This window comes from Pseudomonas sp. ES4, assembly GCF_050586665.1.
In the GTDB taxonomy this organism is placed as follows: domain Bacteria; phylum Pseudomonadota; class Gammaproteobacteria; order Pseudomonadales; family Pseudomonadaceae; genus Aquipseudomonas; species Aquipseudomonas frederiksbergensis.
Map to the genome: position 1 here is coordinate 279,963 of NZ_JBOBDO010000003.1, position 23,452 is coordinate 303,414.

General features: G+C 59.1%; 24 protein-coding genes and 4 tRNA genes. 14 read left to right on the plus strand and 14 right to left on the minus strand.

Features of this window, described 5'->3' with window-relative positions:
• Positions 1 to 2 precede the first annotated feature (2 nt).
• The 3 genes from ACQ4OB_RS05585 to ACQ4OB_RS05595 form a co-directional block, all read right to left on the minus strand.
• Positions 3 to 1,592 (minus strand): sensor histidine kinase, encoded by a 1,590-nt coding sequence (locus tag ACQ4OB_RS05585; RefSeq protein ID WP_430955257.1) that lies wholly within the window; start codon positions 1,590 to 1,592, stop codon positions 3 to 5.
• Positions 1,582 to 1,815, minus strand: coding sequence for a PP0621 family protein (locus ACQ4OB_RS05590; protein ID WP_074871005.1), 234 nt, complete (start codon positions 1,813 to 1,815; stop codon positions 1,582 to 1,584). Before ACQ4OB_RS05590 ends, ACQ4OB_RS05585 begins: the two co-directional genes overlap by 11 nt.
• 122 nt (positions 1,816 to 1,937) lie before the next feature.
• Entirely contained in the window at positions 1,938 to 2,960 is a 1,023-nt protein-coding gene (locus ACQ4OB_RS05595; protein ID WP_074871002.1) for an outer membrane protein assembly factor BamD, read from the minus strand.
• 151 nt (positions 2,961 to 3,111) lie between these two features.
• Here ACQ4OB_RS05595 and rluD point away from each other — a divergent pair, with 151 nt between their 5' ends.
• The 7 genes from rluD (at position 3,112) to ACQ4OB_RS05630 (ending at position 8,205) form a co-directional block, all read left to right on the plus strand.
• Entirely contained in the window at positions 3,112 to 4,074 is a 963-nt protein-coding gene (gene rluD / locus ACQ4OB_RS05600; protein ID WP_007942311.1) for a 23S rRNA pseudouridine(1911/1915/1917) synthase RluD, read from the plus strand.
• Positions 4,071 to 4,796 carry a peptidoglycan editing factor PgeF gene (gene pgeF / locus ACQ4OB_RS05605; protein WP_430955258.1) on the plus strand — a complete coding sequence of 242 codons (726 nt, stop codon included), beginning with the start codon at positions 4,071 to 4,073 and terminating at the stop codon, positions 4,794 to 4,796. Before rluD ends, pgeF begins: the two co-directional genes overlap by 4 nt.
• A 129-nt stretch (positions 4,797 to 4,925) precedes the next feature.
• On the plus strand, positions 4,926 to 7,490 hold the full coding sequence (gene clpB / locus ACQ4OB_RS05610; RefSeq protein WP_074870998.1) for an ATP-dependent chaperone ClpB: 2,565 nt from the start codon (positions 4,926 to 4,928) through the stop codon (positions 7,488 to 7,490).
• A 298-nt stretch (positions 7,491 to 7,788) separates the two neighbouring features.
• Positions 7,789 to 7,864 (plus strand) — tRNA-Asn (locus ACQ4OB_RS05615).
• 9 nt (positions 7,865 to 7,873) lie between these two features.
• Positions 7,874 to 7,950 (plus strand) — tRNA-Pro (locus tag ACQ4OB_RS05620).
• Between the two features lie 5 nt (positions 7,951 to 7,955).
• Positions 7,956 to 8,031, plus strand: a tRNA-Lys gene (locus tag ACQ4OB_RS05625).
• 97 nt (positions 8,032 to 8,128) lie between these two features.
• A tRNA-Pro gene (locus tag ACQ4OB_RS05630) sits at positions 8,129 to 8,205 on the plus strand.
• Between the two features lie 114 nt (positions 8,206 to 8,319).
• Here ACQ4OB_RS05630 and ACQ4OB_RS05635 read toward each other — a convergent pair.
• The 5 genes from ACQ4OB_RS05635 to ACQ4OB_RS05655 form a co-directional block, all read right to left on the minus strand.
• On the minus strand, positions 8,320 to 8,718 hold the full coding sequence (locus ACQ4OB_RS05635; protein WP_074870996.1) for an HvfA family oxazolone/thioamide-modified RiPP metallophore: 399 nt from the start codon (positions 8,716 to 8,718) through the stop codon (positions 8,320 to 8,322).
• A gap of 264 nt (positions 8,719 to 8,982) precedes the next feature.
• The gene (locus ACQ4OB_RS05640) at positions 8,983 to 10,281 is read right to left on the minus strand and encodes an NAD(P)/FAD-dependent oxidoreductase (RefSeq protein WP_074870994.1); all 1,299 of its coding nucleotides are present in this window, start codon (positions 10,279 to 10,281) and stop codon (positions 8,983 to 8,985) included.
• 60 nt (positions 10,282 to 10,341) lie between these two features.
• Positions 10,342 to 10,515, minus strand: a complete 174-nt coding sequence (locus ACQ4OB_RS05645) for a DUF3094 domain-containing protein (protein ID WP_074870992.1) — start codon at positions 10,513 to 10,515, stop codon at positions 10,342 to 10,344.
• Positions 10,516 to 10,569: 54 nt separating this feature from the next.
• On the minus strand, positions 10,570 to 11,097 hold the full coding sequence (locus tag ACQ4OB_RS05650; RefSeq protein WP_074870991.1) for an MOSC domain-containing protein: 528 nt from the start codon (positions 11,095 to 11,097) through the stop codon (positions 10,570 to 10,572).
• Entirely contained in the window at positions 11,094 to 11,720 is a 627-nt protein-coding gene (locus tag ACQ4OB_RS05655; RefSeq protein ID WP_074870989.1) for a DUF1780 domain-containing protein, read from the minus strand. Before ACQ4OB_RS05655 ends, ACQ4OB_RS05650 begins: the two co-directional genes overlap by 4 nt.
• A 129-nt stretch (positions 11,721 to 11,849) precedes the next feature.
• Here ACQ4OB_RS05655 and ACQ4OB_RS05660 point away from each other — a divergent pair, with 129 nt between their 5' ends.
• From ACQ4OB_RS05660 to ACQ4OB_RS05675, 4 genes are all read left to right on the plus strand, one after another.
• A complete protein-coding gene (locus ACQ4OB_RS05660) occupies positions 11,850 to 12,317 on the plus strand; it encodes an FAD/FMN-containing dehydrogenase (RefSeq protein WP_074880350.1) in 468 nt (155 codons plus the stop codon).
• A 302-nt stretch (positions 12,318 to 12,619) separates the two neighbouring features.
• The gene (locus ACQ4OB_RS05665; RefSeq protein WP_430955259.1) at positions 12,620 to 13,984 is read left to right on the plus strand and encodes an aromatic acid/H+ symport family MFS transporter; all 1,365 of its coding nucleotides are present in this window, start codon (positions 12,620 to 12,622) and stop codon (positions 13,982 to 13,984) included.
• Entirely contained in the window at positions 13,981 to 15,201 is a 1,221-nt protein-coding gene (locus ACQ4OB_RS05670) for a benzoate/H(+) symporter BenE family transporter (protein ID WP_074870985.1), read from the plus strand. Before ACQ4OB_RS05665 ends, ACQ4OB_RS05670 begins: the two co-directional genes overlap by 4 nt.
• Before the next feature lie 16 nt (positions 15,202 to 15,217).
• The gene (locus ACQ4OB_RS05675) at positions 15,218 to 16,486 is read left to right on the plus strand and encodes an OprD family porin (RefSeq protein WP_430955260.1); all 1,269 of its coding nucleotides are present in this window, start codon (positions 15,218 to 15,220) and stop codon (positions 16,484 to 16,486) included.
• A gap of 8 nt (positions 16,487 to 16,494) precedes the next feature.
• On the opposite strand, the gene ACQ4OB_RS05680 is transcribed toward ACQ4OB_RS05675, so the two are convergent.
• Positions 16,495 to 16,737: a DUF2790 domain-containing protein gene (locus tag ACQ4OB_RS05680; RefSeq protein ID WP_074870981.1), complete on the minus strand. Its 243-nt coding sequence runs from the start codon at positions 16,735 to 16,737 to the stop codon at positions 16,495 to 16,497.
• A gap of 121 nt (positions 16,738 to 16,858) precedes the next feature.
• Here ACQ4OB_RS05680 and ACQ4OB_RS05685 point away from each other — a divergent pair, with 121 nt between their 5' ends.
• Positions 16,859 to 17,791: a LysR family transcriptional regulator gene (locus tag ACQ4OB_RS05685; RefSeq protein ID WP_074870979.1), complete on the plus strand. Its 933-nt coding sequence runs from the start codon at positions 16,859 to 16,861 to the stop codon at positions 17,789 to 17,791.
• Positions 17,792 to 17,871: 80 nt separating this feature from the next.
• On the opposite strand, the gene ACQ4OB_RS05690 is transcribed toward ACQ4OB_RS05685, so the two are convergent.
• Positions 17,872 to 19,326: a TrkH family potassium uptake protein gene (locus tag ACQ4OB_RS05690; protein WP_074870978.1), complete on the minus strand. Its 1,455-nt coding sequence runs from the start codon at positions 19,324 to 19,326 to the stop codon at positions 17,872 to 17,874.
• A gap of 245 nt (positions 19,327 to 19,571) precedes the next feature.
• Between ACQ4OB_RS05690 and ACQ4OB_RS05695 the strand changes: the two genes are divergently transcribed.
• On the plus strand, positions 19,572 to 20,261 hold the full coding sequence (locus ACQ4OB_RS05695; RefSeq protein WP_430955261.1) for an energy-coupling factor ABC transporter permease: 690 nt from the start codon (positions 19,572 to 19,574) through the stop codon (positions 20,259 to 20,261).
• A gap of 63 nt (positions 20,262 to 20,324) precedes the next feature.
• The gene (locus ACQ4OB_RS05700) at positions 20,325 to 20,540 is read left to right on the plus strand and encodes a hypothetical protein (RefSeq protein WP_008153324.1); all 216 of its coding nucleotides are present in this window, start codon (positions 20,325 to 20,327) and stop codon (positions 20,538 to 20,540) included.
• 3 nt (positions 20,541 to 20,543) lie between these two features.
• Here the strand turns inward: ACQ4OB_RS05700 and yacG are convergent, their stop codons facing one another.
• From yacG to ACQ4OB_RS05720, 4 genes are read right to left on the minus strand one after another with little or no spacing between them, the layout of a single operon-like run.
• Positions 20,544 to 20,744, minus strand: coding sequence for a DNA gyrase inhibitor YacG (yacG, locus tag ACQ4OB_RS05705; RefSeq protein WP_008153323.1), 201 nt, complete (start codon positions 20,742 to 20,744; stop codon positions 20,544 to 20,546).
• Positions 20,741 to 21,364, minus strand: a complete 624-nt coding sequence (gene coaE, locus ACQ4OB_RS05710) for a dephospho-CoA kinase (RefSeq protein WP_074870974.1) — start codon at positions 21,362 to 21,364, stop codon at positions 20,741 to 20,743. The genes yacG and coaE overlap by 4 nt, the downstream gene beginning before the upstream one ends.
• On the minus strand, positions 21,361 to 22,233 hold the full coding sequence (locus ACQ4OB_RS05715; RefSeq protein ID WP_102616135.1) for a prepilin peptidase: 873 nt from the start codon (positions 22,231 to 22,233) through the stop codon (positions 21,361 to 21,363). The genes coaE and ACQ4OB_RS05715 overlap by 4 nt, the downstream gene beginning before the upstream one ends.
• A gap of 1 nt (position 22,234) precedes the next feature.
• Positions 22,235 to 23,452 carry a type II secretion system F family protein gene (locus ACQ4OB_RS05720; RefSeq protein WP_074870970.1) on the minus strand — a complete coding sequence of 406 codons (1,218 nt, stop codon included), beginning with the start codon at positions 23,450 to 23,452 and terminating at the stop codon, positions 22,235 to 22,237.

The window sequence follows — 23,452 nt, forward strand, 5'->3', positions numbered from 1 at the left end:
GTTCAACCTTGTTTCCGTCCGTGAGCGAAAGTGATGCGAAAGCAGCCGCCGTCTTGGCGTGGTTTGAAGTCTAGGCGGGCCTGATTGCTTTCGCACAGCTCACGGGACAGATAAAGCCCCAGGCCGGTGCCTTGGGTGCTGGTGGTGAAGAACGGTTCAAACAAGTGCACCTGATGCTCCGGTGCCACGCCGGGGCCATCGTCCAGGATCTCGAGGACCGGCAGCTGGCTGTCCGGGTCGACGAACAGCTCGAGCCAAGCCTGTGCCTGATCGTGATTCAAGGCGCTATGGCGCCAGGCATTGCGCAACAGATTGTCGAGAATCTGAGTCAACTGGTCTGGATCCATCAGGGTTTTGAAGTCTCCTGAGCCGATGCGCAGGTGAATCTGCTGATGCTCAATCGCCCTCGCGCGGGTTTCGTTGACGAACTGTTCCAGCCACGGCTTCAGATCAAGCCGCTGCGCTACGGTTTGCTGGCGGCGGGACAGTTGCAGGACGTTTTCGATTACCCGATTCATTCGCTGAGAGTGGTCTTGAATAATCTGGGTCAGACGTCGATCCGCGCTGTTCAGTTCCTCTGATTCCTGCAATAGCTGCGCGGCATGACTAACGGCGCCCAGTGGATTGCGGATTTCATGGGCGATACCGGCGGTCAGGCGACCAAGGGCGGCTAGCTTCAACTGCTGGGCTTGTTGAGCGATTTGCGCGAGGTCTTCGAGAAAGACCAGAGTCTGGTGGTGCGGGCTTTGGTCCAGGGCAATGAAGCTCGGTTGCAGCTCCAGACCACTGCTGGCGACTTTCAGGCTCTGGGGACGCAGCGTTGGATTGTTGAGCCACAGTTGCAGGCGTTCGACCAGGCTGGGCAAGTAGTCGTCGATCAGTTGGCCTGCGAGATTTTCCCTGCCTAACAGGTTCAAGGCGCTGTGGTTGGCCAGTTGAACGCGCCGCTTGTCGTCGAGAACCAGGATGCCGGTACGCATGCGTTGCAGGATCAGGGCGTTGAGGGCTTCGAGACTGACGACTTCGCTGGCCCGTTGTTCGGCGAGGGTTTCGCTGACCTCCAGGCGTCGGATCAGCCCTTGCACCAGCAATGCCGCAGCAAAACACAAGGCGCCGAGCGTGCCGACTTGCAGGTAATCGTTGGGGGTGGCGGGATGGCTGAAACTGAGGAGGAAGCTCAGCCCGACAATGCCGAGCGCGCCAACGGCGGCAATCAGCAGCCCGATGCGCCCTCGCAACAAGGTGTTGCTGATGGCGACCGATACGATCAGCAAGTTGCCGATGGCGCTGGCCACACCGCCGGCGGCGTAGAACAGACCGCACAGCAGCAGGACGTCGGTCAGCGCCAGGCTGAACAGTTGCGCCGGGCGCCGGGTGTTCCCGAGGAATACCACCAGCAGGATGTTCAGCACCAGGTAAAACCAGCTGCCACTGCGCAGCAGGTCGTCATTGCTGAACGTCAGCAACTGGTTGTCCATGTTGCTGGCGATCAACAGCACCAGGGTGATGCCGATGCTCAAACGGTAGAGGTGATAGAGGCGCAGCAGTCGCTGGGCCTGTTTGCTGCCGGGACTGGAGGTCTCAGCGATCACTGGAGCCCGGGCCTTGCTCAAGATGAGCCTGGCTGCAATACCACTGTTGTTGAAGGCTCAGCGCGCGGTCGCGTGGCAGGTGTACGCCGCAATGGGCACAGCGGACCATGGGCGCCGCTTCCAGCTCGGCAGATGACTTGGGCACGGAAGCCTGGCCCTTGAACTTGCGCCATAACCATACCGCAGCGGCAATCAGGGCGATCCAGAACAGTAAACGAAGCATGATGAGCTGCTATTCGACGAGTGATGAACCAGTTTAGCCAAGGACATGACCAGCGCACAGCGTAATCATCGAGTCCATAAAAAAGGAGCCTCGAAAGGCTCCTTTTCGTACCGCCCGATGTGTCAGTCAAACACGCCGAAGGTCATGTAGCTGAACCACGAGCGATCGCTGTTATTGGCTTCGGACTCGTGTTCCTCTTCTTCGATCACGTCGCCGTTTTCATCTCTAGGCTTGAGCTCGTTCGGAATCGAGTCCTTGGCGTCCTGGAACTGTCTCTGCACGTCCTGGTTGGCGCGGGTTTCGCCCGGCGGCAGCGGTGGACGGGACTCGATCAGGCCCAGGGTCGCCTTGCTCAACCACGAGCGGTTGTCGGCTTCGGCCACCGAAGGCTGGAACTGACCGTCGACCAGGCTTGGATGGTTCGGGTAGTTGAGCTTCAGGGTTTCGAGGCTGGTGGCAGCCAGGTCATCCAGGTGCAGACGCTGGTAGGCCTCTGTCATCACCGCCAGGCCGTCACCGACCGAAGGGGTTTCCTGGAAGTTTTCCACCACGTAGCGACCACGGTTCGCGGCGGCGACATAGGCCTGACGGGTCAGGTAGTAGTCGGCAACGTGAATCTCGTAGGCTGCCAGCAGGTTGCGCAGGTAGATCATGCGCTGCTTGGCGTCAGGCGAGTAGCGGCTGTTGGGGAAGCGGCTGGTCAGCTGGGCGAACTCGTTGTAGGAGTCGCGGGCAGCGCCCGGGTCACGCTTGGTCATGTCCAGCGGCAGGAAGCGCGACAACAGGCCGACGTCCTGGTCGAAGGAAGTCAGACCCTTGAGGTAATACGCGTAATCCACGTTCGGGTGCTGCGGGTGCAGGCGAATGAAGCGCTCGGCGGCGGACTTCGCTGCTTCAGGCTCGGTGTTCTTGTAGTTGGCGTAGATGAGCTCGAGTTGAGCCTGATCGGCGTAGCGACCGAACGGATAACGCGACTCCAGCGCCTTCAGCTTGGCTGTGGCGGCGGTGTAGCTATTGTTGTCCAGATCGTGCTGAGCCTGCTGGTACAGCTCGACCTCGCTCAGGTTTTCGTCTACGACTTCCTTCGATGAGCAAGCAGCGGTCAATGCGAGGATGGCGATCAGCAGCAGGTGTTTCACTTGCATGGCGGCTTGCGTCCCTATGACGGCCGCTGTCTTGGGCGAGGCCGTCCTGTTATGATGAGCGCCCCGTTGAATAGCCTCGGGGCAAAAGACGCCGTATTTAACCACAAGCGCGCAGCCGAAACCAAAGGCTGTGCCGACGCCTAGTCTGAGCATGTCCGATAAAATTGAACTTCGCGCAGAGGTGCCGTCCGAATTGGGCGGCCAACGCCTCGATCAAGTCGCCGCACAATTATTCGCTGAGCACTCGCGCTCGCGCCTTTCCGCCTGGATCAAAGACGGCCGCCTGACTGTGGATGGGGCGGTTATCCGCCCGCGAGACATTGTTCACGGTGGTGCCATTCTTGAACTCACTGCCGAGCAGGAAGCTCAGGGCGAATGGATCGCTCAAGACATCGAGCTGGACATCGTCTATGAAGACGACGACATCCTGGTGATCAACAAACCCGCGGGCCTGGTGGTGCATCCTGCCGCCGGTCACGCTGATGGCACCTTGCTCAACGCCTTGCTGCACCACGTGCCGGACATCATCAATGTGCCCCGCGCCGGTATCGTGCATCGCCTGGACAAGGACACCACCGGTCTGATGGTGGTGGCCAAGACCATTCAGGCGCAGACACAGCTTGTCACGCAATTGCAGAGCCGCAGCGTAAGCCGGATCTACGAGTGCATCGTGATCGGTGTGGTGACTGCCGGCGGCAAGATCAACGCGCCGATCGGTCGTCACGGTCAGCAACGCCAGCGCATGGCCGTGATGGAAGGTGGCAAGCAGGCCGTCAGTCATTACCGCGTGCTCGAGCGTTTCCGCTCCCACACGCACGTGCGGGTGAAGCTGGAAACCGGTCGTACGCACCAGATTCGTGTGCACATGGCCCACATCAACTACCCGTTGGTCGGAGATCCTGCCTACGGCGGTCGTTTCCGCATTCCGCCGGCAGCCAGTGTGACCATGGTCGAATCGTTGAAGGCGTTCCCGCGTCAGGCACTGCATGCGCGGTTCCTGGAACTGGATCACCCGACCACCGGTAAACGCATGAGCTGGGAATCGCCACTGCCGGACGATTTCGTCTGGTTGCTGACGCTGCTCAAGCAAGACCGCGAGGCGTTCATCGGATGAGTGACTGGCTGATTCCCGACTGGCCTGCGCCTGCCGGGGTGAAAGCCTGCGTTACCACCCGTGCGGGCGGCGTCAGTCTGGCGCCGTTCGACAGCCTCAATCTCGGCGATCACGTCGATGACAGCCCCGAAACTGTTGCCGAAAACCGCCGTCGCCTCACCGATCATTTCTCTATTCAGCCGGCCTGGTTAAAGCAGGTTCACGGCATTGCCGTGGCCCACGCAGACCCAAGCCTTACGGCCACTGCCGATGCCAGCTGGACGGCAACGCCCGGTATTGCCTGCACGGCAATGACCGCGGATTGCCTGCCGGCGCTGTTCTGTGACCGTGTCGGTACTCGCGTAGCGGCGGCTCATGCCGGATGGCGCGGGTTGGCGGCGGGTGTGCTGGAAGCAACCCTCGACAGCCTGGCCGTGCCGCCAGAAGAAGTGCTGGTCTGGCTCGGCCCCGCCATCGGTCCGCAAGCCTTTGAAGTCGGCCCGGAAGTGCGCGAAATCTTCGTCGAACAATTGCCCGAAGCCGCCAAAGCCTTTGTGCCGAGTCAAAATGCTGGCAAATTCATGGCCGACATCTATGAGCTGGCGCGTTTGCGCCTGGCCACTCGCGGGGTTACCGCTGTTTATGGCGGCGGTTTCTGCACCGTGACCGATCCTCGCTTCTTTTCCTACCGCCGCAGCCCGCGCACCGGTCGGTTTGCCTCCTTGGTCTGGCTCGAACGCTAGACTTCTCTGATCTACATCAACATCGCGACGCTTGAATCTCCCAGAATCGACCACATCTAAGTGATATCTGGCAGGTTTCTTCATTCAGGATGTTTCATAGGTCCGGCCTGCTCAAAAGGAAGGTGACCCATGCGTATAGACCGTTTAACCAGCAAGTTGCAGTTAGCCTTGTCCGACGCCCAATCCCTGGCCGTCGGCCTCGATCATCCGGGCATTGAGCCGGCGCACTTGATGCAAGCCATGCTTGAACAGCAGGGTGGTTCGATCAAACCCCTGTTGATGCAGGTTGGCTTCGACGTCAACAGCCTGCGCAAAGAGCTGACCAAAGAGCTCGATCAACTACCAAAAATCCAGAACCCGACCGGCGACGTCAACATGTCGCAGGATCTGGCGCGTCTGCTCAACCAGGCCGACCGCCTGGCCCAGCAGAAGGGCGACCAGTTCATCTCCAGCGAGTTGGTGTTGCTCGCCGCCATGGACGAGAACAGCAAGCTTGGCAAATTGTTGCTCGGTCAGGGCGTCAGCAAGAAAGCCCTGGAAAACGCGATCACCAACCTGCGTGGTGGTGAGGCCGTCAATGACGCCAACCATGAAGAATCGCGCCAGGCGCTGGATAAATACACCGTCGACCTGACCAAGCGTGCCGAAGAAGGCAAGCTCGATCCGGTGATCGGCCGTGACGACGAAATTCGCCGGACCATTCAAGTCCTGCAACGCCGCACCAAGAACAACCCGGTGCTGATCGGTGAGCCTGGCGTGGGTAAAACCGCCATCGCCGAAGGCCTGGCCCAGCGCATCATCAACGGCGAAGTGCCAGATGGACTCAAGGGCAAGCGCCTGCTGTCCCTGGACATGGGGTCGCTGATTGCCGGTGCTAAGTACCGTGGCGAGTTCGAAGAACGCCTCAAATCCCTGCTCAACGAACTGTCGAAGCAGGAAGGGCAGATCATTCTGTTCATCGACGAACTGCACACCATGGTCGGCGCCGGTAAAGGCGAAGGCTCGATGGACGCGGGCAATATGCTCAAGCCAGCGTTGGCCCGTGGTGAGCTGCACTGCGTCGGCGCGACCACACTCAACGAGTACCGCCAATATATAGAGAAGGATGCGGCCCTTGAGCGGCGCTTCCAGAAAGTCTTGGTGGATGAGCCGAGTGAAGAAGACACCATCGCGATTCTGCGTGGCCTGAAAGAGCGTTATGAGGTTCACCATAAGGTGGCGATTACCGACGGCGCAATCATCGCTGCGGCCAAGCTCAGTCACCGCTACATCACCGATCGTCAGCTGCCGGACAAAGCCATCGACCTGATCGACGAAGCGGCCAGCCGCATCCGCATGGAGATCGACTCCAAGCCGGAAGTACTGGATCGTCTGGAGCGTCGGCTGATTCAGCTGAAGGTGGAATCCCAGGCGCTGAAGAAAGAAAGCGACGACGCGGCGAAGAAACGCCTGGAAAAACTCCAGGAAGAGATCGTCCGTCACGAACGTGAGTACTCGGACCTGGAGGAAATCTGGAACGCGGAAAAAGCCGAAGTCCAGGGTTCTGCGCAGATCCAGCAGAAAATCGAACAGTCCCGTCAGGAACTGGAAGCTGCCCGCCGCAAAGGCGATCTGAACCGCATGGCGGAGTTGCAGTACGGGATCATCCCGGACCTGGAGCGCAGCCTGCAAATGGTCGACCAACATGGCAAAACTGAAAACCAGTTACTGCGCAGCAAAGTGACTGAAGAAGAGATCGCCGAAGTCGTGTCGAAGTGGACCGGTATTCCGGTGTCGAAAATGCTCGAAGGCGAGCGCGAAAAACTGATGAAGATGGAAAGCCTGTTGCACCAACGTGTGATCGGCCAGGACGAAGCGGTAATTGCCGTTTCCAATGCGGTGCGGCGCTCCCGCGCCGGTTTGTCCGACCCGAATCGCCCGAGCGGTTCGTTCATGTTCCTCGGCCCGACCGGTGTCGGTAAAACCGAGCTGTGCAAGGCACTGGCCGAGTTCCTCTTTGATACGGAAGAGGCGATGGTGCGGATCGACATGTCCGAGTTCATGGAGAAACATTCCGTGGCTCGCCTGATCGGGGCGCCACCAGGCTACGTAGGCTATGAAGAGGGCGGATACCTGACCGAGGCGGTGCGTCGCAAGCCTTATTCGGTGATCCTCCTGGATGAGGTCGAGAAGGCCCACCCGGACGTTTTCAACATCTTGCTGCAAGTGCTGGAGGATGGCCGGCTGACCGACAGTCATGGCCGCACGGTGGATTTCAAAAATACCGTGATTGTAATGACCTCCAACCTCGGTTCGGTGCAGATCCAGGAGTTGGTCGGTGATCGTGAGGCTCAGCGTGCGGCAGTGATGGACGCAATTTCCACGCACTTCCGGCCGGAGTTCATCAACCGGGTCGATGAAGTGGTGATCTTCGAGCCGCTGGCTCGGGATCAGATCGCGGGCATTACCGAGATCCAGTTGGGCCGTCTGCGCAGTCGCCTGACCGAGCGCGAGTTGAAGCTTGATCTGAGCCCTGAGGCCATGGATAAGCTGATCGCGGTGGGTTACGACCCGGTTTACGGCGCACGGCCGCTCAAACGAGCCATTCAGCGCTGGATCGAGAACCCGCTGGCGCAGCTGATTCTGTCCGGTCGTTTCATGCCAGGCGACACCGCAACAGGCACTGTGGAAAACGACGAAATCGTTTTCGTCTGACTCTAAACGGCAGTGCAATGGATAAGGCCTCGCATTGCGAGGCCTTTTTTTCGCCAGGCTGTTGAACTCTAAGGAAAAGGCTTGTAAAGTGCGCCCCGCAGTAAGTCGCCCTGAAGGGTTCCAGCTCCCCAAGCCGGAATCTGAAATAAGTTGCAAATCATTAACTTGAAAGCAATTTAGGGGGTTGACAGAGGTGCTTAAGATTGTAGAATAGCGCGCCTCAGACACACGAACGCAGCGATGCGAACGGGTCGAAGAGGTGAAGCAAGCTTCACAGTTGTAAATTGAAATATGTAGTTCCGTGATAGCTCAGTCGGTAGAGCAAATGACTGTTAATCATTGGGTCCCAGGTTCGAGTCCTGGTCACGGAGCCAATTTCAAGCCGGGGTATAGCGCAGTCCGGTAGCGCGCCTGCTTTGGGAGCAGGATGTCAGGAGTTCGAATCCCCTTACCCCGACCATTTTTGGGTCGTTAGCTCAGTTGGTAGAGCAGTTGGCTTTTAACCAATTGGTCGTAGGTTCGAATCCCACACGACCCACCATTTTTGAAACCAGTTCACGCTGGGATCAGATCTTAAGATCAGAGGCCAAAAGCACTGATCGAAGAAGGCGACTTTTTAAAGGTCGCCTTTTTATTACCGGGGTATAGCGCAGTCCGGTAGCGCGCCTGCTTTGGGAGCAGGATGTCAGGAGTTCGAATCCCCTTACCCCGACCATATTAAAAATCCTCGTATCGAAAGATACGGGGATTTTTTTTGCCTTCGAAAAATGTTCCAGATGCAAAAAAGCCGCGCTTCTCGACGGAAAAGCGCGGCCTGGTACTCGGCAGATTAGGCGCCGTCTTGGTCTTTCAAATGCTCGAACAGGCCTTTTGGCATTTTCTTGCCATTGGCTTCGTAGTTGGCTTTCACGTTATCGAATGCCTCTTGCTCGTCGATGAAGCCGTCATGGTTGGTGTCGATCTTGTCGAAATTGGATTTCGGCGCAACTTTCTGGAATTCGGCACGGGATACCTTGCCGTCGTCATCCGTGTCGGTTTTTGCCATCGAGGCATCGCCACACTTGCCCTCGCCACATTTCCCTTCAGGAGTCTTCACGACCTGTTCGGCCGAGGCCAGCAGGTAGCCCTGAGTCAGTGGTTGCGCGGCGAACACCGAACCGGACAACATCATTCCTCCGGCCAAAACAGCGCCGAGCAAACCGATAGTGTTTTTGGTGGTACGGGACATTTCAATACTCCTGGGTTGCACGACACAACCGTTCGATAAAGGACGCCACGCAAATGCGGCGATAACCGTAGCTGGCGGTAGCCTTGCTCGGGAGCGGCCATTTAGCGGGCGTGGTGTATCGCTACTGTGTCGCGCAAGGGGGAGTTTGTAAGCGAAGGGGATGAAACGGCAGGGGAGATACAGTGAGACACAGATCTACAGGCTGGTGAGTAAAAATGTGGGAGTGAGCCGCCCGGAGCCGGCTCACTCCCACACTAGATTGTGTTAGTGAAGTTTGAGCCGTGGCTCAGTCCCGCGCCCGATCTTGCTCCCCAACATCAACATCGCCGTACGAAACGCGCCATACAACGCCATCTGGTGCATGCGATACAGCGACACGTAAAACATCCGCGCCAGCCAGCCTTCCAGCATCACGCTGCCGGTGAGGTTGCCCATCAAGTTACCCACAGCCGAAAAACGCGATAGCGAGATCAGCGAGCCGTAGTCGGTGTATTTGTACGCCGGCAGAGGCTTGCCTTCGATTCGCAGTTTCAGCGATTTGGCCAGCAACGAAGCTTGCTGATGCGCAGCCTGGGCGCGCGGCGGCACATTGCGGTCTGTGCCCGGCTGCGGGCAGGCCGCGCAGTCACCGAAGGCGAAGATGTTCTCGTCGCGGGTGGTTTGCAGGGTCGGCAGCACGTGCAGCTGATTGATCCGGTTGGTTTCCAGGCCATCGATGTCCTTGAGGAAACCCGGTGCACGAATCCCGGCCGCCCAGACTTTCAGGCTGGCATTGATGACTTTGCCATCGGCGGTGATCAGGCTGTCGGCCGTCACTTCACTGACGGCGGCATTGGTCATGACGTTGACCCCGAGTTTCTCCAGGGTTTTATGCACAGGGCCGCCGATACGTTCCGGCAGCGCTGGCAGTACCCGTGGCCCCGCTTCAATCAGCGTGATGTGCATGTTCTCCGGTTTGATCCGGTCCAGGCCGTATGCCGCCAGTTCATGGGCTGCGTTGTGCAGTTCTGCGGCCAGTTCGACCCCGGTGGCACCGGCGCCAACGATGGCCACGCTGATCTGCTCGACCTTGTCGGTCTGCCCGGCATGGGCGCGCAGGTAGTGGTTGAGCAATTGCTGGTGGAAGCGCTCGGCCTGTTTGCGGGTGTCGAGGAACAGGCAGTGTTGCGCCGCGCCCTGTGTCCCGAAATCGTTGGTGGTGCTACCGACCGCGATCACCAGCGAGTCGTAACCCACTTCGCGCGCCGGGACCAGTTCAATGCCGGCTTCGTCGTAGGTAGCGGCCAGCTGGATTTTTTTCTGTGCGCGATCAAGCCCGCTCATGCGCCCCAGCTGGAACTCGAAGTGGTTCCATTTTGCCTGGGCAACATAGTTGAGTTCGTCTTCGGAGGAGTTCAGGGAACCTGCCGCCACCTCGTGCAACAGCGGTTTCCAGATGTGGGTCAGGTTCGCGTCGACCAGCATCACACTGGCCGTGCCGCGCTTGCCCAGAGTCTTACCCAGACGGGTAGCCAACTCCAGACCGCCGGCGCCGCCGCCAACGATGACAATACGATGAGTCATGGGGATATCTCGCAAGGCTAAAAGAAATCGGTGCAGTCAACCGAGCGAGCGCGATGCTGCTCATAGCGTCAGGTAACTGATAAATCGGCTCAACAGGCCTAAACCAATGGTCACTGCCAACACCACCACCAGGAGCATCCACGGCCGGAAAGGCCGGCGCTCGACTTGGTGCTGGGACAATTGCAGGTACTCTTCGACATGCTTTTGGTCGTCTGGGTTCAGGCGGCTGGTCATATTGGGCCTCGTCAGGGGTAGACGTTGCTGAATGTGTAGAAGCTACAGGCGGATTTAACGAACGTTGAACGGAGCATAGCCGCTGGCAGGAATGGGCTCGACGCTCACCGTATCGTCCAGGCGAATGATTCCACTTTGTAACACCCGGGCGGTGATTCCGCCATGTCCGCGAACGGCCTGAAAAGTCCCGGGGCCGAGGTTGTTCTCGAGACGGGCGCAGGGTTGGCACCAGCCAGTGGTTTCGAAAATCGCCTGGCCAATCCTGAAGCGCCGACCCTTGAGACTGAACAGATTGATACCGCTGATAACGAGGTTGCGTCGCAAATCATTAGGTAATACCGGTTGATCCGCCGGGCGGCCCATCAGTGAGTTGATCACCGCCAGATGCTCCCATTGGATCAGCGTTACCTGCCGCGCATTGCGTACGCCGGGACGCGCGTGATCACCGGTCAATCCGGCTTCAAGCCGCGCTTCCACGGCATCGAGTTCGATCATCTGAGAACGTGATTGCGGCCGCACGCCGATCCAGCGAACGCGACCTGTTTGCGGCACTTCGGCAATCAGCTCCTGCAATGGACTCACAGGCTGATCCCGACGTCGAAAACAATGCTGCGACCCAGGTTGCTGCGCAAAAAATCCGGGGCATCCGGGTGCGCGAATAGCACACGGACGAAGGTCGGGCCGACCAGCGACAACGAGCGCCAGCCTTGGCGCAGGTATTCGGTAGGCGGCGGGAAATGGCTGTTGAGGTCCAGCACTTCGCGCTTGAGGCTGGCGAAGGCGATGATGTCCAGTTCGCCCAGGTCCATGCCGCGTTCTTTGTAGTTGTGCGCTTTTTTGCGCAAGGTTGGCGCGAGCCTGAGCAAGAACTCATTGGCCGGAATGCGCCGGGGCTTGGCCTCGCGGCGCACCAGCGAACTCAGGGAAAACGCACTGCGCCGGCGTTGCAGCTCATCGCGCCATTCGTCGTTGAGGCGTCGGCCCTCATCGAGCACGAAAAACACTTCGAAACTGGCGTCACGAAACAGCACGTCCGGCGGCTCCCCGGCCGGGGCGAATTCGTCGGCGCGATAGGGAATGTTCAGGCCTTGCAGCAGGCGCTGGCAGACCCAACGCTCACGCTCCCATTTGCGGGCATTGGACAGGAACGCGTTGGCTTGCTCGGCCGCAATGGTCAGCAGGCGTAAATAATCTGAGTCATCCATAGGCCCAAGCTTAGCGTTCATTTGCGACAAGCAGAAAGCGTGAAACGGTAAACAGGCGGACTGGGCGCTCGGAGCGGGCGGTGTAGACTGATGGCCATTACGCACATGCGCTCGAACGAGGACAGGAACGTGAAATATTGGCCCGTGTTATTGCTCAGTCTTCTGCCTCTTTGGGCGCAAGCACTGGAGGAGGGTGAGCGGCTGGCGCCGTGGACCTTGCTCGATCAGTTCGATCAGCCCTTCACACTTGATAACCAGACTCAGACGTTGCTGGTGGCGCGCAGCATGGACGCCGCCAAACTGGTCGCCGCCGCTCTGCAGGACCAGCCCAAGGGCTACCTGGAGGCTCGGCACGCGGTATTTGTCGCGGACATCCAGCGCATGCCTCGACTGATCGCGAAAATGTTTGCTGTACCGGCCATGCGCGATTATCCCTATCGAGTGATGCTTGACCGTGATGGTCGCGTGGCGCCGCGCTACCCCGGACCTGTGGATAAAGTGCTGTGGCTGCAGCTCAAGGACGGTCAATTGGTGGGGCAGTACGAATTCGCTACGGCTGCGCAATTGCGTGAGGCGCTGGAGAAGGCCCTGCCCTGATCCGCGCAAAGCGCCTGTGAGCGCAGACGCTGACATCTGAATCATCCATCAGTCCGCACTTAGCGTTCAAATGTGATTGCAATGAAGGCAGTTCATCGCAGAGGTTCCGATCTGCCGGATTTGCGGCCCTCCATCCCCGCAACACTCCTCATCCCGCGCCCGTTTCAGGGCATTGCACAAAACGGATAGCGATCTGCGCAAAGCGGATATTGCCCCGCGCCTGGCGCCTCTACCCTCGGCTGTACGGACGTTAGCCGTGTTGCCGACGCTCTTAAAAAAAATAACAACAAGAGATAAATGCCATGCGCAAGATCGACGTACATGCGGTTATCGACAACGCACGATTCAATCGCTTTCACTGGATGGTGCTGTTCTGGTGTGCCCTGATCATCATTTTCGACGGTTACGATTTGGTGATCTACGGCGTGGTGTTGCCGATGCTGATGAAAGAGTGGGGGCTCAGTCCTCTGCAAGCGGGCGCACTGGGCAGTTATGCACTGTTCGGGATGATGTTCGGCGCGCTGTTTTTCGGCCCGCTGTCGGACAGGATCGGTCGCAAAAAAGCCATCACGATCTGCGTGATGCTGTTCAGCGGTTTTACCGTGCTCAATGGTTTTGCCCGCAACCCCACCGAGTTTGGCCTCTGCCGGTTCATTGCCGGGCTTGGCATTGGCGGGGTGATGCCCAACGTCGTGGCGCTGATGAACGAGTACGCGCCGAAGAAAATCCGCAGCACGCTGGTGGCGATCATGTTCAGCGGCTATTCGGTAGGCGGCATGCTGTCGGCGGGGCTCGGTATCGTGCTGATCCCGAGTTTTGGCTGGCAATCGGTGTTTTATGTGGCGGTGCTGCCGTTGCTGTTGTTGCCGTTGATCATGTACTTCCTGCCCGAGTCGGTAGGTTTCATGCTGCGCCAGGGGCGCAATGAAGAGGCGCGAAACGTCCTGCAGCGAATTGACCCGGCGTACGTCGCGCAAACCAGCGATCAATTGCACATGAGCGAAGTGAAGGGCACTGGCACGCCGGTGTTGCAACTGTTTCGCGAAGGTCGTGCGCTGCGCACGCTGATGTTGTGGCTGGCGTTTTTCTGCTGCTTGCTGATGGTCTACGCCTTGAGTTCCTGGCTGCCAAAACTGATGGCCAACGCCGGTTACAGCCTGGGCTCGAGTCTGTCGTTCCTGCTGGTGCTCAACTTCGGTGCCATTTTCGGCGCGGTGGGCGGCGGTGTGCTGGGAGACAAACTCAACCTGCCGCGGGTGTTGTCGGTGTTCTTCGCCGTGGCAGCGGTGTCGATCACCTTGCTGGGCTTCAACAGTCCGATGCCGCTGTTGTACCTGCTGATCGCCATTGCCGGCGCCACCACCATTGGCTCGCAGATTCTGTTGTACGCCTGCGCCGCGCAGTTCTACTCCATGACCATTCGCTCCACCGGTTTGGGCTGGGCCTCGGGCATCGGGCGCAACGGTGCCATTGTCGGACCGCTGCTGGGCGGTGCCTTGCTCGGGATCAGCCTGCCGCTGCAACTGAACTTCATGGCATTCGCCTTGCCCGGTGCGGTGGCCGCGATGGCCATGACCGTGTTCGCCATCAGCAGTCGGCGCAGTGCCCAACAAAAGTTGCCGGGCATCCATGGATCGCCTGACGGGGCTGTCGGCGAGGCTTCATGAAAAGCTTATTCCAGGACTTTTCCCTGTCTGCGGCCGTGGCCGGATTTATCGCCACGGTGATTTCCTACGCAGGCCCGTTGGTGATCATCTTTCAGGCTGCCGAGACCGCGCACCTCTCGCGGGAGGTGCTGTCTTCCTGGGTTTGGGCGATTTCCATCGGCAGCGCCGTGCTCGGAATCGGGTTGAGCCTGCGTTACCGCGTCCCGGTGATCATCGCGTGGTCAGCGCCGGGTTCGGCGTTGCTGGTGGCGCTGTTGCCGGGGATCTCCATGCCGGAGGCAGTAGGCGCGTATCTGGTCAGTAGCCTGATTATCTTTCTGGTCGGGGTCTCGGGAGCGTTTGACCGGATCATCGGCAAACTGCCCGCGGCGATTGCGGCAGCGATGCTGGCGGGGATCCTGTTCAGCTTCGGCACCGGGTTGTTCATCTCGTTGCAGGGCAAGCCGTTGCTGGTGCTGGCGATGTTCGCCACCTACCTGGTCTGCAAACGGCTGATGCCGCGGTATGCGGTGTTGATGGTGCTGCTGGTGGGTTGCTCGATGGCTTTTCTCGCCGGTGATTTGCACAGCGAGGCGTTGGTAATCGGGATGGCCACGCCGGTGTGGATCACACCTACGTTCAGCCTGAGCGCGACCCTGAATATCGCCTTGCCGCTGGTGATGGTGGCGCTGACCGGCCAGTTCGTTCCCGGCATGGCGGTGCTGCGCGCCAGCGGTTACCCAACGCCGGCCGGCCCGATCATCGCCAGCAGTGCGGTGGGCACGGCGCTGTTGGCGCCGTTCGGTTGCCATGGGCTGAATCTGGCAGCCATCACCGCGGCGATTTGTACCGGGCGCGAAGCCCATGAAGATCCCGGCAAACGCTATGTGGCCGGGGTTGTGGGCGGGCTGTGTTACCTGGTGCTGGGGATTTTCGGCGCCACCCTGGTTTCACTGTTTTCGGCGTTCCCCAAAGAACTGATCGCGGCCCTGGCCGGGCTGGCGCTGTTCGCCGCGATTGCCGGGGCGTTGGCCGGCGCAATGGCCGTGCCGAGTGATCGCGAAGCCGCGTTGGTGACTTTTCTGACCACCGCCTCGGGCATGTCGTTGTTGGGTTTGTCCGCTGCTTTTTGGGGGCTGATTTTCGGCATGGTCACCCACGTGTTGCTGAACGCCCGTCGTCCCGCTCCCCGCAGCAAATCCGCTGCGACTGAAGCACTTCAACCTGTCGATCAATAAAAACAAGAGAAAAACGATGAAACAGATTCTTCCAACAACCGGTTCCGTGTTGTCCATGGCGGTCGTCTCCAGTTTCTCCGCCGGTGCGATGGCGGCCGAGGGCGGCTTCATCGAAGACACCACCGCCACCTTGCAAGCACGCAACTACTACTTCAGCCGGGACTTTTCCGACATCGTCGGGGCCAACCAACAATCGAAGGCTGAAGAGTGGGCGCAGGGCTTCATCCTCAACGTCAAATCCGGTTATACCCAGGGCCCCGTCGGTGTTGGTGTGGATGTTATTGGCCTGCTCGGCCTCAAGCTCGACAGCAGCCCGGACCGGGTCAATACCGGTTTGCTGCCGGTGCAGGATGACGGGCGCGCGGCGGATGATTACAGCCGTCTGGAAGGCGCGTTGAAGGTGCGATTCTCCAAAACCGAACTGAAGGTGGGTGAACTGCAACCCAACCTGCCGGTGCTGGCCTTCAGCGATATCCGTTTGCTGCCGCCCAGCTATCAGGGCGCGAGCATCAGCTCGAACGAGATCAATGGCCTGACCGTACAAGGTGGCCACTTGAACTCGACCAGCCTGCGCAACGAGGCCGGCGACGAAAAGATGCAAGCCATGCTCGGTCATGTGCCGCAGCGTCAGGTCAGCAGTGATGGTTTCAACTTTGCTGGCGCCGATTACGCCTTCAACGATAAACGCAGCTCGGTCAGCGCCTGGTTCGGGCAGCTTGAGGATATCTACAACCAACGCTTTCTCGGCCTCAAGCACAGTGAGCCGTTCGGTAACTGGATCCTGGGCGCCAACCTTGGTTATTACGATTCGCGCGAAGACGGCAAAAAACTGCTGGGCAACATCGACAACCAGGCGTTTTTCTCCTTGCTGTCGGCCAAGCGTGGCGGCCACACGTTCTATGTCGGCTATCAGGGCATGTTCGGCGACAGTGCCTTCCCGCGAGTGTTTGCCAACATCAGCCCTCTGGGTAACGAGGTGCCGACCTACGAGTTCGCCTATACCGATGAGCGCTCCTGGCAGGCGCGTTACGACTACGATTTCGCCGCCCTCGGCGTGCCGGGGCTGACCAGCACCGTGCGCTACATCACTGGCAGCAATGTCGATACCGGCAAAGGGTTCGAGGGCAAGGACCGCGAGCGCGATCTGGACATCGGCTATGTGCTGCAGAGCGGCAGCCTCAAAGGTCTCGGGATCCGCGTGCGCAACGCGATGGCGCGTTCCAACTACCGCAGCGATATCGACGAAAACCGCTTGATCCTCAGCTACACCTGGACGCTGCTATAAGGGCGCGGTCATAGATCTGTGGTGCAGTCACCCATGACCTCGTACGTCACGCTATGGGTCTGGCCTTGATGATCGACGTACACCATGGTTGCAGGCACAACCCCGCAGGCGGTTGCGGTGTTCGACACTGAAACCACTTTGGCAATGTCCAGCGGCTGTGCGGGGTTGTACGAAGTGGCGGCGGGTTGGTTGCCGGCGGCCATGGCCGAGGTGGCGACAACGGTCAGAAACAGGCTGATCAGGGTTTTCATTTTTCCGTGCTCCGTGTTGATTCCGATACCTGGATTCTAGTCTTTGCCCATCACCGATAAAGGGGCTCGCGCCTGAAGCAGCCTTACATCAAACGTAACAGTGACCGCCCGTGGAGGGCTTATGGATCTGCTCAATAACTTGCGGGTGTTCGTCCGCGTGGTGGAGTGCGCAAGCTTTACCGCCGCCGCCGATGCGCTGGAACTGTCAACTGCGCAAGTGTCGCGACTGGTGGCCGATCTGGAGCAGCATGTGCAAGCACGCTTGCTGCACCGCACCACGCGACGGTTGAGCCTGACCGAGGCCGGTGAACGCTTTTTGGTGCGCAGTCGGCAAATACTCGAAGAAATGGAGGTGGCAACGGCTGAGGCTCGCGGTGCCCATCTCAAACCGAGTGGACGACTGCGGGTTCACAGCATGAATGGCCTGGGGGTGCTGATCACGCCATTGATCGCGCGCTACAGCGAGCTTTACCCCGATGTGGTGTTCGAGTTGACCCTGTCGCAGCGCAATCCCGATCCTATGGAGGAAGGGCACGACGTGGTGATTTCGATTGCCCATGAACTGGCCGATTCGCAAATGGTCGCCCAGTCCATCGGGCAGATTTACAGCGTGCCCTGCGCCTCCCCGCACTACCTGCAACGGCGTGGCGTACCGCGAACACCGATGGCGCTCAATGATCATCAGTGCCTGCGCATGCTCGACCCGTTGTACAAAGATGAATGGGTGTTCCGGGACGAAGAGGGCGAGCATGCCATCAGCCCGGCCAGGACCTTTCAATGCAACGTCGCCGAATCAATGGTCAAGGCGTCGGAATCCGGCATGGGGATCAGCCTGATTCCGTTCTATACCGCGACGCGTCCCTTGAGCGATGGCACGTTGTTGCGTTTGTTGCCGGCCTGGCGCCCCCGTGAGCGCAACGTTTATGCGCTGTACCCATCGCGGCGTTTTCTCGATGCCAAGGTTCGGACCTGGGTGGACTTTCTCAAAGCCGAATTACCCAAGCTGTTCGCTGAACACGAGGCGGTGATGAACGATCCACGGCATTGGGCCTGAAGTGCCGGTTACGTCACCCCATCCAGTTCGGCAGGGCCAGAAGCGCGTTGGCACGCTGGACAGGAACAGTCCAGGCAGGGCTAGTACTTCCAGAAAACCGGGATGAACAGCACCAGAACAGTGAGGATTTCCAGTCTTCCCAGCAACATGCCAACGGTCAGCAGCCATTTGGCCGAATCGGGCAGTGTCGAGAAGTTACCTGCCGGGCCAATGATCGAACCAAGGCCTGGCCCCACGTTGCAGACGGCAGTGGCCGCGCCACTCAATGCCGTGGTCCAGTCCAGGCCGATGAGCGCCAACCCCATCGCGATCGCCCCGATGGTGATGGTGAAAAAGAATGAAAACGTCAGGAGTGAGCGGGCGATATCTTCATCGATCGGGCGATTGTTGTATTTCTTCTGGATGACGGCGCGAGGATGAATCAATTGTTTCAGGCTGCCCATGAGCAGGGCGCCAGCCACTTGAAAACGGAAGATTTTAAGACCGCCGGCAGTGGAGCCGGAGCAGCCGCCGACAAAGGTCAGATAAAAAAACAGCAACACGGAGAAGCTGCCCCATAACGTGTAATCCCCTAGCGCCACGCCGGTCGTCGTGACCACCGACGTCACGTTGACCGCCACGATCCGAAACGCGTCCCACCAGCCGTGCTCGCTGTTCAAGCACAGCCAGGTGCCGAACAGCAGCCAGGTGATGAGCAAAAAGCCAATGAAACCGCGTACCTGATGATCGTTGAACAAGGCCTGTTTATTCCCGCGTAGCGTGCTCACATACAGCGTGAAAGGCAGGCTGCCCAGAATCATGACAACCACTGACACCCAATGAATGGCCGGTTGTGTCCAGTGCGCCAGAGACGCATCGGAGGTGGAAAAACCGCCTGTGGAAATCAACGCCATTGCATGATTGACGGCTTCGAACGGCGTCATCCCGGCTATCCACAGGGCCAGCGTGGAAACAGCGGTCAGCCCGACATACAGCCCCAGAATATATTTGGCGGCGACATGGGAGCGGGGTGTGACCTTCTCCGACCAGTCGGATGATTCGGTCTGGAACAGGCGCATCCCCCCGACCCGCAATAGCGGCAGGATGGCCACGGCCATGCCGATGAAGCCGATCCCGCCCAGCCAATGCAGCATTGAACGCCAAATCAGCAATCCGGGAGAGGCAGTGTCCAGGCCGGTCAGAATGGTCGATCCGGTGGTGGTGATACCGGACATCGTTTCAAAAAACGCGTCGGTGTAGCTGATGTGCTGAATAAAGACCATGGGTAACGCGGCAAACATGCAAACGACCACCCAACTGGCCGTGGTCAGCATGTACATATCGCGGGGACGCAACTGAGCGTTTTCAGGACGTCCCTTGTTAATCAGCAGCAGCCCGGACACCATCGTGATCACAATTGACCACCCAAAGGCCGACATCTCATCGTTGCGTTCATAGATCACCAGCGTGAGCAGCGGTATCGCCATACTCACTGCAAGCGTGATCAGAAAAATACCCAGGATGAAACCGATAAACCGCAAAACCGCAATGGACATAGATAACGCCTGTCTTGTTAGCGCCGCGCAGTATCGACCGGCTTGCCATTTTGTCTCGTAAAGTTTGCGTAACGTTTGTTCTTTCCCTGGATTCTCTGCGTGCCGGCTGGAAGTGCGATACGGCCAGTCAGAAACGCCGGTATAGACTCATAGCTATCACGACGGGAGAGACGCGTGAAATATAGAACAATGTTGCTGCTCAGTCGTTTGCTTGCGCGGGGCCCGGCGTCCAGGAAGGCGCGCCCATGATCGGCGCCGAGTTGCTGTCAGCGCAAAGCCTTGCAGTTGGCTGGCTGATATATGTGCCGGCAGTGATCTGGGCTGCCTGTCGAGCACCCTGGGTTGAATTGTTCAGCGACAGTCGCCGCCAGCATCTGTTGTTCGGCACGGTGTTCGCGTTGTTCTTGCTCTGGCTGGTGCGGCAAGACTTCGACACCGGCGTGTCCTACCACTTTATCGGCATGACCGCTGTGACCCTGTTGCTCGACTGGCCGCTGGCGATTGTCGGCGGGTTGGTCGCGCAAGCGGGACTGGTGCTGCTCGGGCGCCAGGATCTGGCGGCGATGGGGGTCAACGGTGCGCTGCTGATTCTGCTGCCGGTGCTGGTCACCGAATGCTGCGCGATCCTGGTGGAGCGAGCGCAACCGCGTAATCCCTTTGTGTATATCTTCGTGTCCGGTTTCTTTGCTGCGGCGCTGTCGGCGTTGCTGTGCCTGCTGCTGGCGCTGTGGTTGCTGTGGTTCGACGAACGTTTCGCCATGCCCTATTGGCTGGAGGATTTTGTCGGTTATCTGTGGCTGCTGATCTTTCCGGAAGCGTTCATCAACGGCATGGTCGTCAGCGCGTTGGTGGTGTTTTGCCCCGAGTGGCTGGAGACGTTCAATCGCACGCGCTACCTTTCAGCGCCCTGGAAAGACGACGATCCCAAATCTTGATCCATATCAAAGGCAAAAATCGCCCGCGAATCCATGCTCTGGAAAACCTTCAGGAGCATCGAAATGAGTGTCTACGAGTGGGCAAGGCAGGAGTTGCGTCAAAGTCTGGATGGGGCGCAGGAGGTGGGCTTTGATCCGGGGTTGAGCCTGCGTGCCTTGCTCAGTGCAGTGGTGCAACAGAGCAAGGCAGTGCGCAGTGTCGAAGACCTGGCCGATGAGTTGCGTTTTCTTGCGGAAAACCTCGATGACAGCCAGGACTACGGTTTTATGCGGCCTTGAAGATCAGTGACGCGGCTCGAAGTCTTCGCTGAACAGGTCGTCTTCGGCATCCGGGCTGACCGGAATCTTGTGTTCTTCCGAGGCCCATGCACCGAGGTCGATCAATTTGCAGCGATCCGAGCAGAACGGCCGGTTGACGTTGCTGGCGACCCATTCGACAGGGGCGCCACAGGTTGGGCAATTGACGGTTGGGGTCTGGCTCATGACTGGCCTCCACGCAAAGTAAGGTAAAAGTGATGCAGGCGTTCGACCTCGCTGTGCAGCCAGGCGAGGTCGCGGTCGTTGACCACCACATCGTCGGCATGGCTCACGCGGTCCTGGCGGCTGGACTGGGCCTTGAGGATCGCCTGGACCTGTTGCTCGCTGGTCTGGTCACGCTGCAGGGTGCGCTCGATCTGTAGTTGTTCCGGGGCATCGATCACCAGGACTCGTTGGGTCATGGCGTACTGCCCGGACTCGATCAGCAATGGCGAAACCAGAATCGCGTAAGGCGATTGTGCCTTGGCCAGATGCTCGGCGATTTCCTTGGCGATCAGCGGATGCAACAACGCTTCGAGCCAGCGACGTTCCTCTGGTACTTCGAAGATCAATTTGCGCAACGCCGCGCGATCCAGCTGCCCGTCGGCTTGCAATACGCCAGGGCCGAAGTGTTCGGCGATCCTGGCCAGCGCCGGGCGCCCCGGCTCTACCACCCAACGCGCCGCGTGATCGGCGTCCACCACGTGTACGCCCAGGTCGATGAAGTGCTGGGCAGCCGCGCTTTTGCCGCTGCCGATGCCGCCGGTCAGGCCGAGAATCCAGGGTTTTTCCACAGGGGTATTCATTTCAAACCGACAAACTGCCAATAGAAGCCGGTTATTTGACCACCCCAGAGCAAGGCAATCCAGCCGGCAATTGCCAGAAAGGGGCCAAAGGGGATTGGCGTGGAGGTTTTTGCGTTGCGCAAACGCAGCAGAATCACGCCGACAACGGCGCCCACCATCGACGATAACAGGATGGTCAGTGGCAGGATCTGCCAGCCACCCCAGGCGCCGAACATCGCCAGCAACTTGAAATCACCGTGGCCCATGCCTTCCTTGCCGGTGATCAGCTTGAACAGCCAGAACACCGACCATAACGCCAAATAGCCGGCCACCGCGCCCCACAAAGCATCATGCAAGGGCACGAACAGCGCGAAGCTGTTGACGATCAGCCCCAGCCATATCAGCGGCAGCACCAGCATATCCGGCAGCAGTTGGTGCTCGGCGTCGATCAGGCTCATGGCCAGCAACCCCCAGCTCAGGAGCAGCGTCATGCAGGCCTGCCAGCCGAAACCGAAATGCCAGGCGATGAACGCCGAAAGCAGGCCGCAGGCCAGTTCGGTCAGTGGATAGCGTTTGCTGATGGCGGCCGTGCAGTTCGAGCATCGCCCCCGCAAGAACAGATAACTGAGCAGCGGAATATTTTCCCAGGCGCGAATTCGATGGCCGCAATGGGGGCACTGGGAGTGGGGCAGCATCAGGTTGAAGGTTGGCAGCGGTGTTTCACCTGGCAAACCCAGCACTTCACGAGCCTCCTCACGCCATTCGCGGTCAAGCATTTTTGGCAGGCGCCAGACCACCACGTTGAGGAAACTGCCCATCAGCAGGCCGACCAACATGGCTGCAATCACAAAGGACAATGGGTGGAGGGTCAGAATGTCGTTCAAGGGCATGTCAGATCGCTGAGCCGAGTTGGAAGATGGGCAGGTACATTGCAACCACCAGGCCCCCGACGATAACACCCAGCACCACCATGATGAACGGCTCCATCAGGCTGGTGAGGTTATCGACCATGTTGTCCACTTCGTCCTCATAGAAGCTCGCGACCTTGTCGAGCATGTCATCCAATGCGCCGGACTCTTCGCCGATGGCGGTCATCTGGATCGCCATACTCGGAAAAATGCCGGAGGCGCGCATGGAAAAATTCAGCTGCATACCGGTCGACACGTCCTGCTTGATCCGCAGCACCGCGCGCTTGAACACGATGTTGCCGGTAGCGCCGGCCACCGAATCCAGGGCTTCCACCAGTGGCACGCCTGCCGCAAAAGTCGTCGACAGTGTGCGGGCGTAACGGGCCACGGCGGACTTGTACATCAGCGTGCCAATCAGCGGCATTTTCAGCAGCCAGGTGTCCATTCGGTCGCGAAAGCCTTGCGACGTTTTAAACGCGTGGCGCACGCCGAAGATGGCCGCGATCAGCACGCCGAGCATCGCCCACCACCAGTCCTGCATGAATTCCGAGAGGCCGATGACCATCACCGTGAAGGCTGGCAATTCGGCGCCAAACCCTTTGAATACCGATTCGAACTGCGGCACCACTTTGACCAGCAGGATCCCGGTCACGATGATCGCGACGAACACCACCGCCAGCGGGTAGGTCATGGCTTTCTTGATCTTGGCCTTGAGGCTTTCGCTTTTTTCCTTATAGGTCGCCACTCGCTCCAGCAGGGTATCGAGGGCACCGGCCTGCTCGCCGGCATCGACCAGGTTGCAGTAGAGCTCATCGAAATACTGAGGTTTTTTGCGCAGGGAAGCGGCGAAGCTGTTACCCGCCGCGACTTCCTGTTTCACCTCGTCGATCAGCGTGCGCATGGCCGGGTTTTCGAAGCCTTCGCCGATGATGTCGAAGGACTGCAACAGCGGCACGCCGGCCTTCATCATGGTCGCCATCTGCCGGGTGAACAGGGCGATGTCCTGGGCCTTGATGCGCTTGCCCAGGTTGAAAATCGAGGTGGATTTCTTGCGTACCTTGCCGGGGGTGATGCCCTGCTTGCGCAACTGGGCCTTGATCAACGCCGGGTTCTGGCCGCTCAACTCGCCCGTCATTCTGGTGCCTTTGCGGTCGGTGCCTTCCCAGGCGTAGACGCTGATTTTTGCTGCTTTGACCGCCAT

What these genes read in the sequence shown, in the direction of transcription:
- clpB (WP_074870998.1), top strand. Translation starts at nt 4,926, where the DNA reads ATGCGTATAGACCGTTTAACCAGCAAGTTGCAGTTAGCCTTGTCCGAC.
- ACQ4OB_RS05675 (WP_430955260.1), top strand. Translation starts at nt 15,218, where the DNA reads ATGAAACAGATTCTTCCAACAACCGGTTCCGTGTTGTCCATGGCGGTC.
- ACQ4OB_RS05685 (WP_074870979.1), top strand. Translation starts at nt 16,859, where the DNA reads ATGGATCTGCTCAATAACTTGCGGGTGTTCGTCCGCGTGGTGGAGTGC.
- ACQ4OB_RS05695 (WP_430955261.1), top strand. Translation starts at nt 19,572, where the DNA reads ATGATCGGCGCCGAGTTGCTGTCAGCGCAAAGCCTTGCAGTTGGCTGG.
- yacG (WP_008153323.1), bottom strand. Translation starts at nt 20,744, where the DNA reads ATGAGCCAGACCCCAACCGTCAATTGCCCAACCTGTGGCGCCCCTGTC.
- ACQ4OB_RS05595 (WP_074871002.1), bottom strand. Translation starts at nt 2,960, where the DNA reads ATGCAAGTGAAACACCTGCTGCTGATCGCCATCCTCGCATTGACCGCT.
- ACQ4OB_RS05700 (WP_008153324.1), top strand. Translation starts at nt 20,325, where the DNA reads ATGAGTGTCTACGAGTGGGCAAGGCAGGAGTTGCGTCAAAGTCTGGAT.
- rluD (WP_007942311.1), top strand. Translation starts at nt 3,112, where the DNA reads ATGTCCGATAAAATTGAACTTCGCGCAGAGGTGCCGTCCGAATTGGGC.
- ACQ4OB_RS05720 (WP_074870970.1), bottom strand. Translation starts at nt 23,452, where the DNA reads ATGGCGGTCAAAGCAGCAAAAATCAGCGTCTACGCCTGGGAAGGCACC.
- ACQ4OB_RS05640 (WP_074870994.1), bottom strand. Translation starts at nt 10,281, where the DNA reads ATGACTCATCGTATTGTCATCGTTGGCGGCGGCGCCGGCGGTCTGGAG.
- ACQ4OB_RS05690 (WP_074870978.1), bottom strand. Translation starts at nt 19,326, where the DNA reads ATGTCCATTGCGGTTTTGCGGTTTATCGGTTTCATCCTGGGTATTTTT.
- ACQ4OB_RS05670 (WP_074870985.1), top strand. Translation starts at nt 13,981, where the DNA reads ATGAAAAGCTTATTCCAGGACTTTTCCCTGTCTGCGGCCGTGGCCGGA.
- ACQ4OB_RS05655 (WP_074870989.1), bottom strand. Translation starts at nt 11,720, where the DNA reads ATGGATGACTCAGATTATTTACGCCTGCTGACCATTGCGGCCGAGCAA.
- pgeF (WP_430955258.1), top strand. Translation starts at nt 4,071, where the DNA reads ATGAGTGACTGGCTGATTCCCGACTGGCCTGCGCCTGCCGGGGTGAAA.
- ACQ4OB_RS05590 (WP_074871005.1), bottom strand. Translation starts at nt 1,815, where the DNA reads ATGCTTCGTTTACTGTTCTGGATCGCCCTGATTGCCGCTGCGGTATGG.
- ACQ4OB_RS05635 (WP_074870996.1), bottom strand. Translation starts at nt 8,718, where the DNA reads ATGTCCCGTACCACCAAAAACACTATCGGTTTGCTCGGCGCTGTTTTG.
- ACQ4OB_RS05680 (WP_074870981.1), bottom strand. Translation starts at nt 16,737, where the DNA reads ATGAAAACCCTGATCAGCCTGTTTCTGACCGTTGTCGCCACCTCGGCC.
- ACQ4OB_RS05665 (WP_430955259.1), top strand. Translation starts at nt 12,620, where the DNA reads ATGCGCAAGATCGACGTACATGCGGTTATCGACAACGCACGATTCAAT.
- ACQ4OB_RS05645 (WP_074870992.1), bottom strand. Translation starts at nt 10,515, where the DNA reads ATGACCAGCCGCCTGAACCCAGACGACCAAAAGCATGTCGAAGAGTAC.
- coaE (WP_074870974.1), bottom strand. Translation starts at nt 21,364, where the DNA reads ATGAATACCCCTGTGGAAAAACCCTGGATTCTCGGCCTGACCGGCGGC.
- ACQ4OB_RS05715 (WP_102616135.1), bottom strand. Translation starts at nt 22,233, where the DNA reads ATGCCCTTGAACGACATTCTGACCCTCCACCCATTGTCCTTTGTGATT.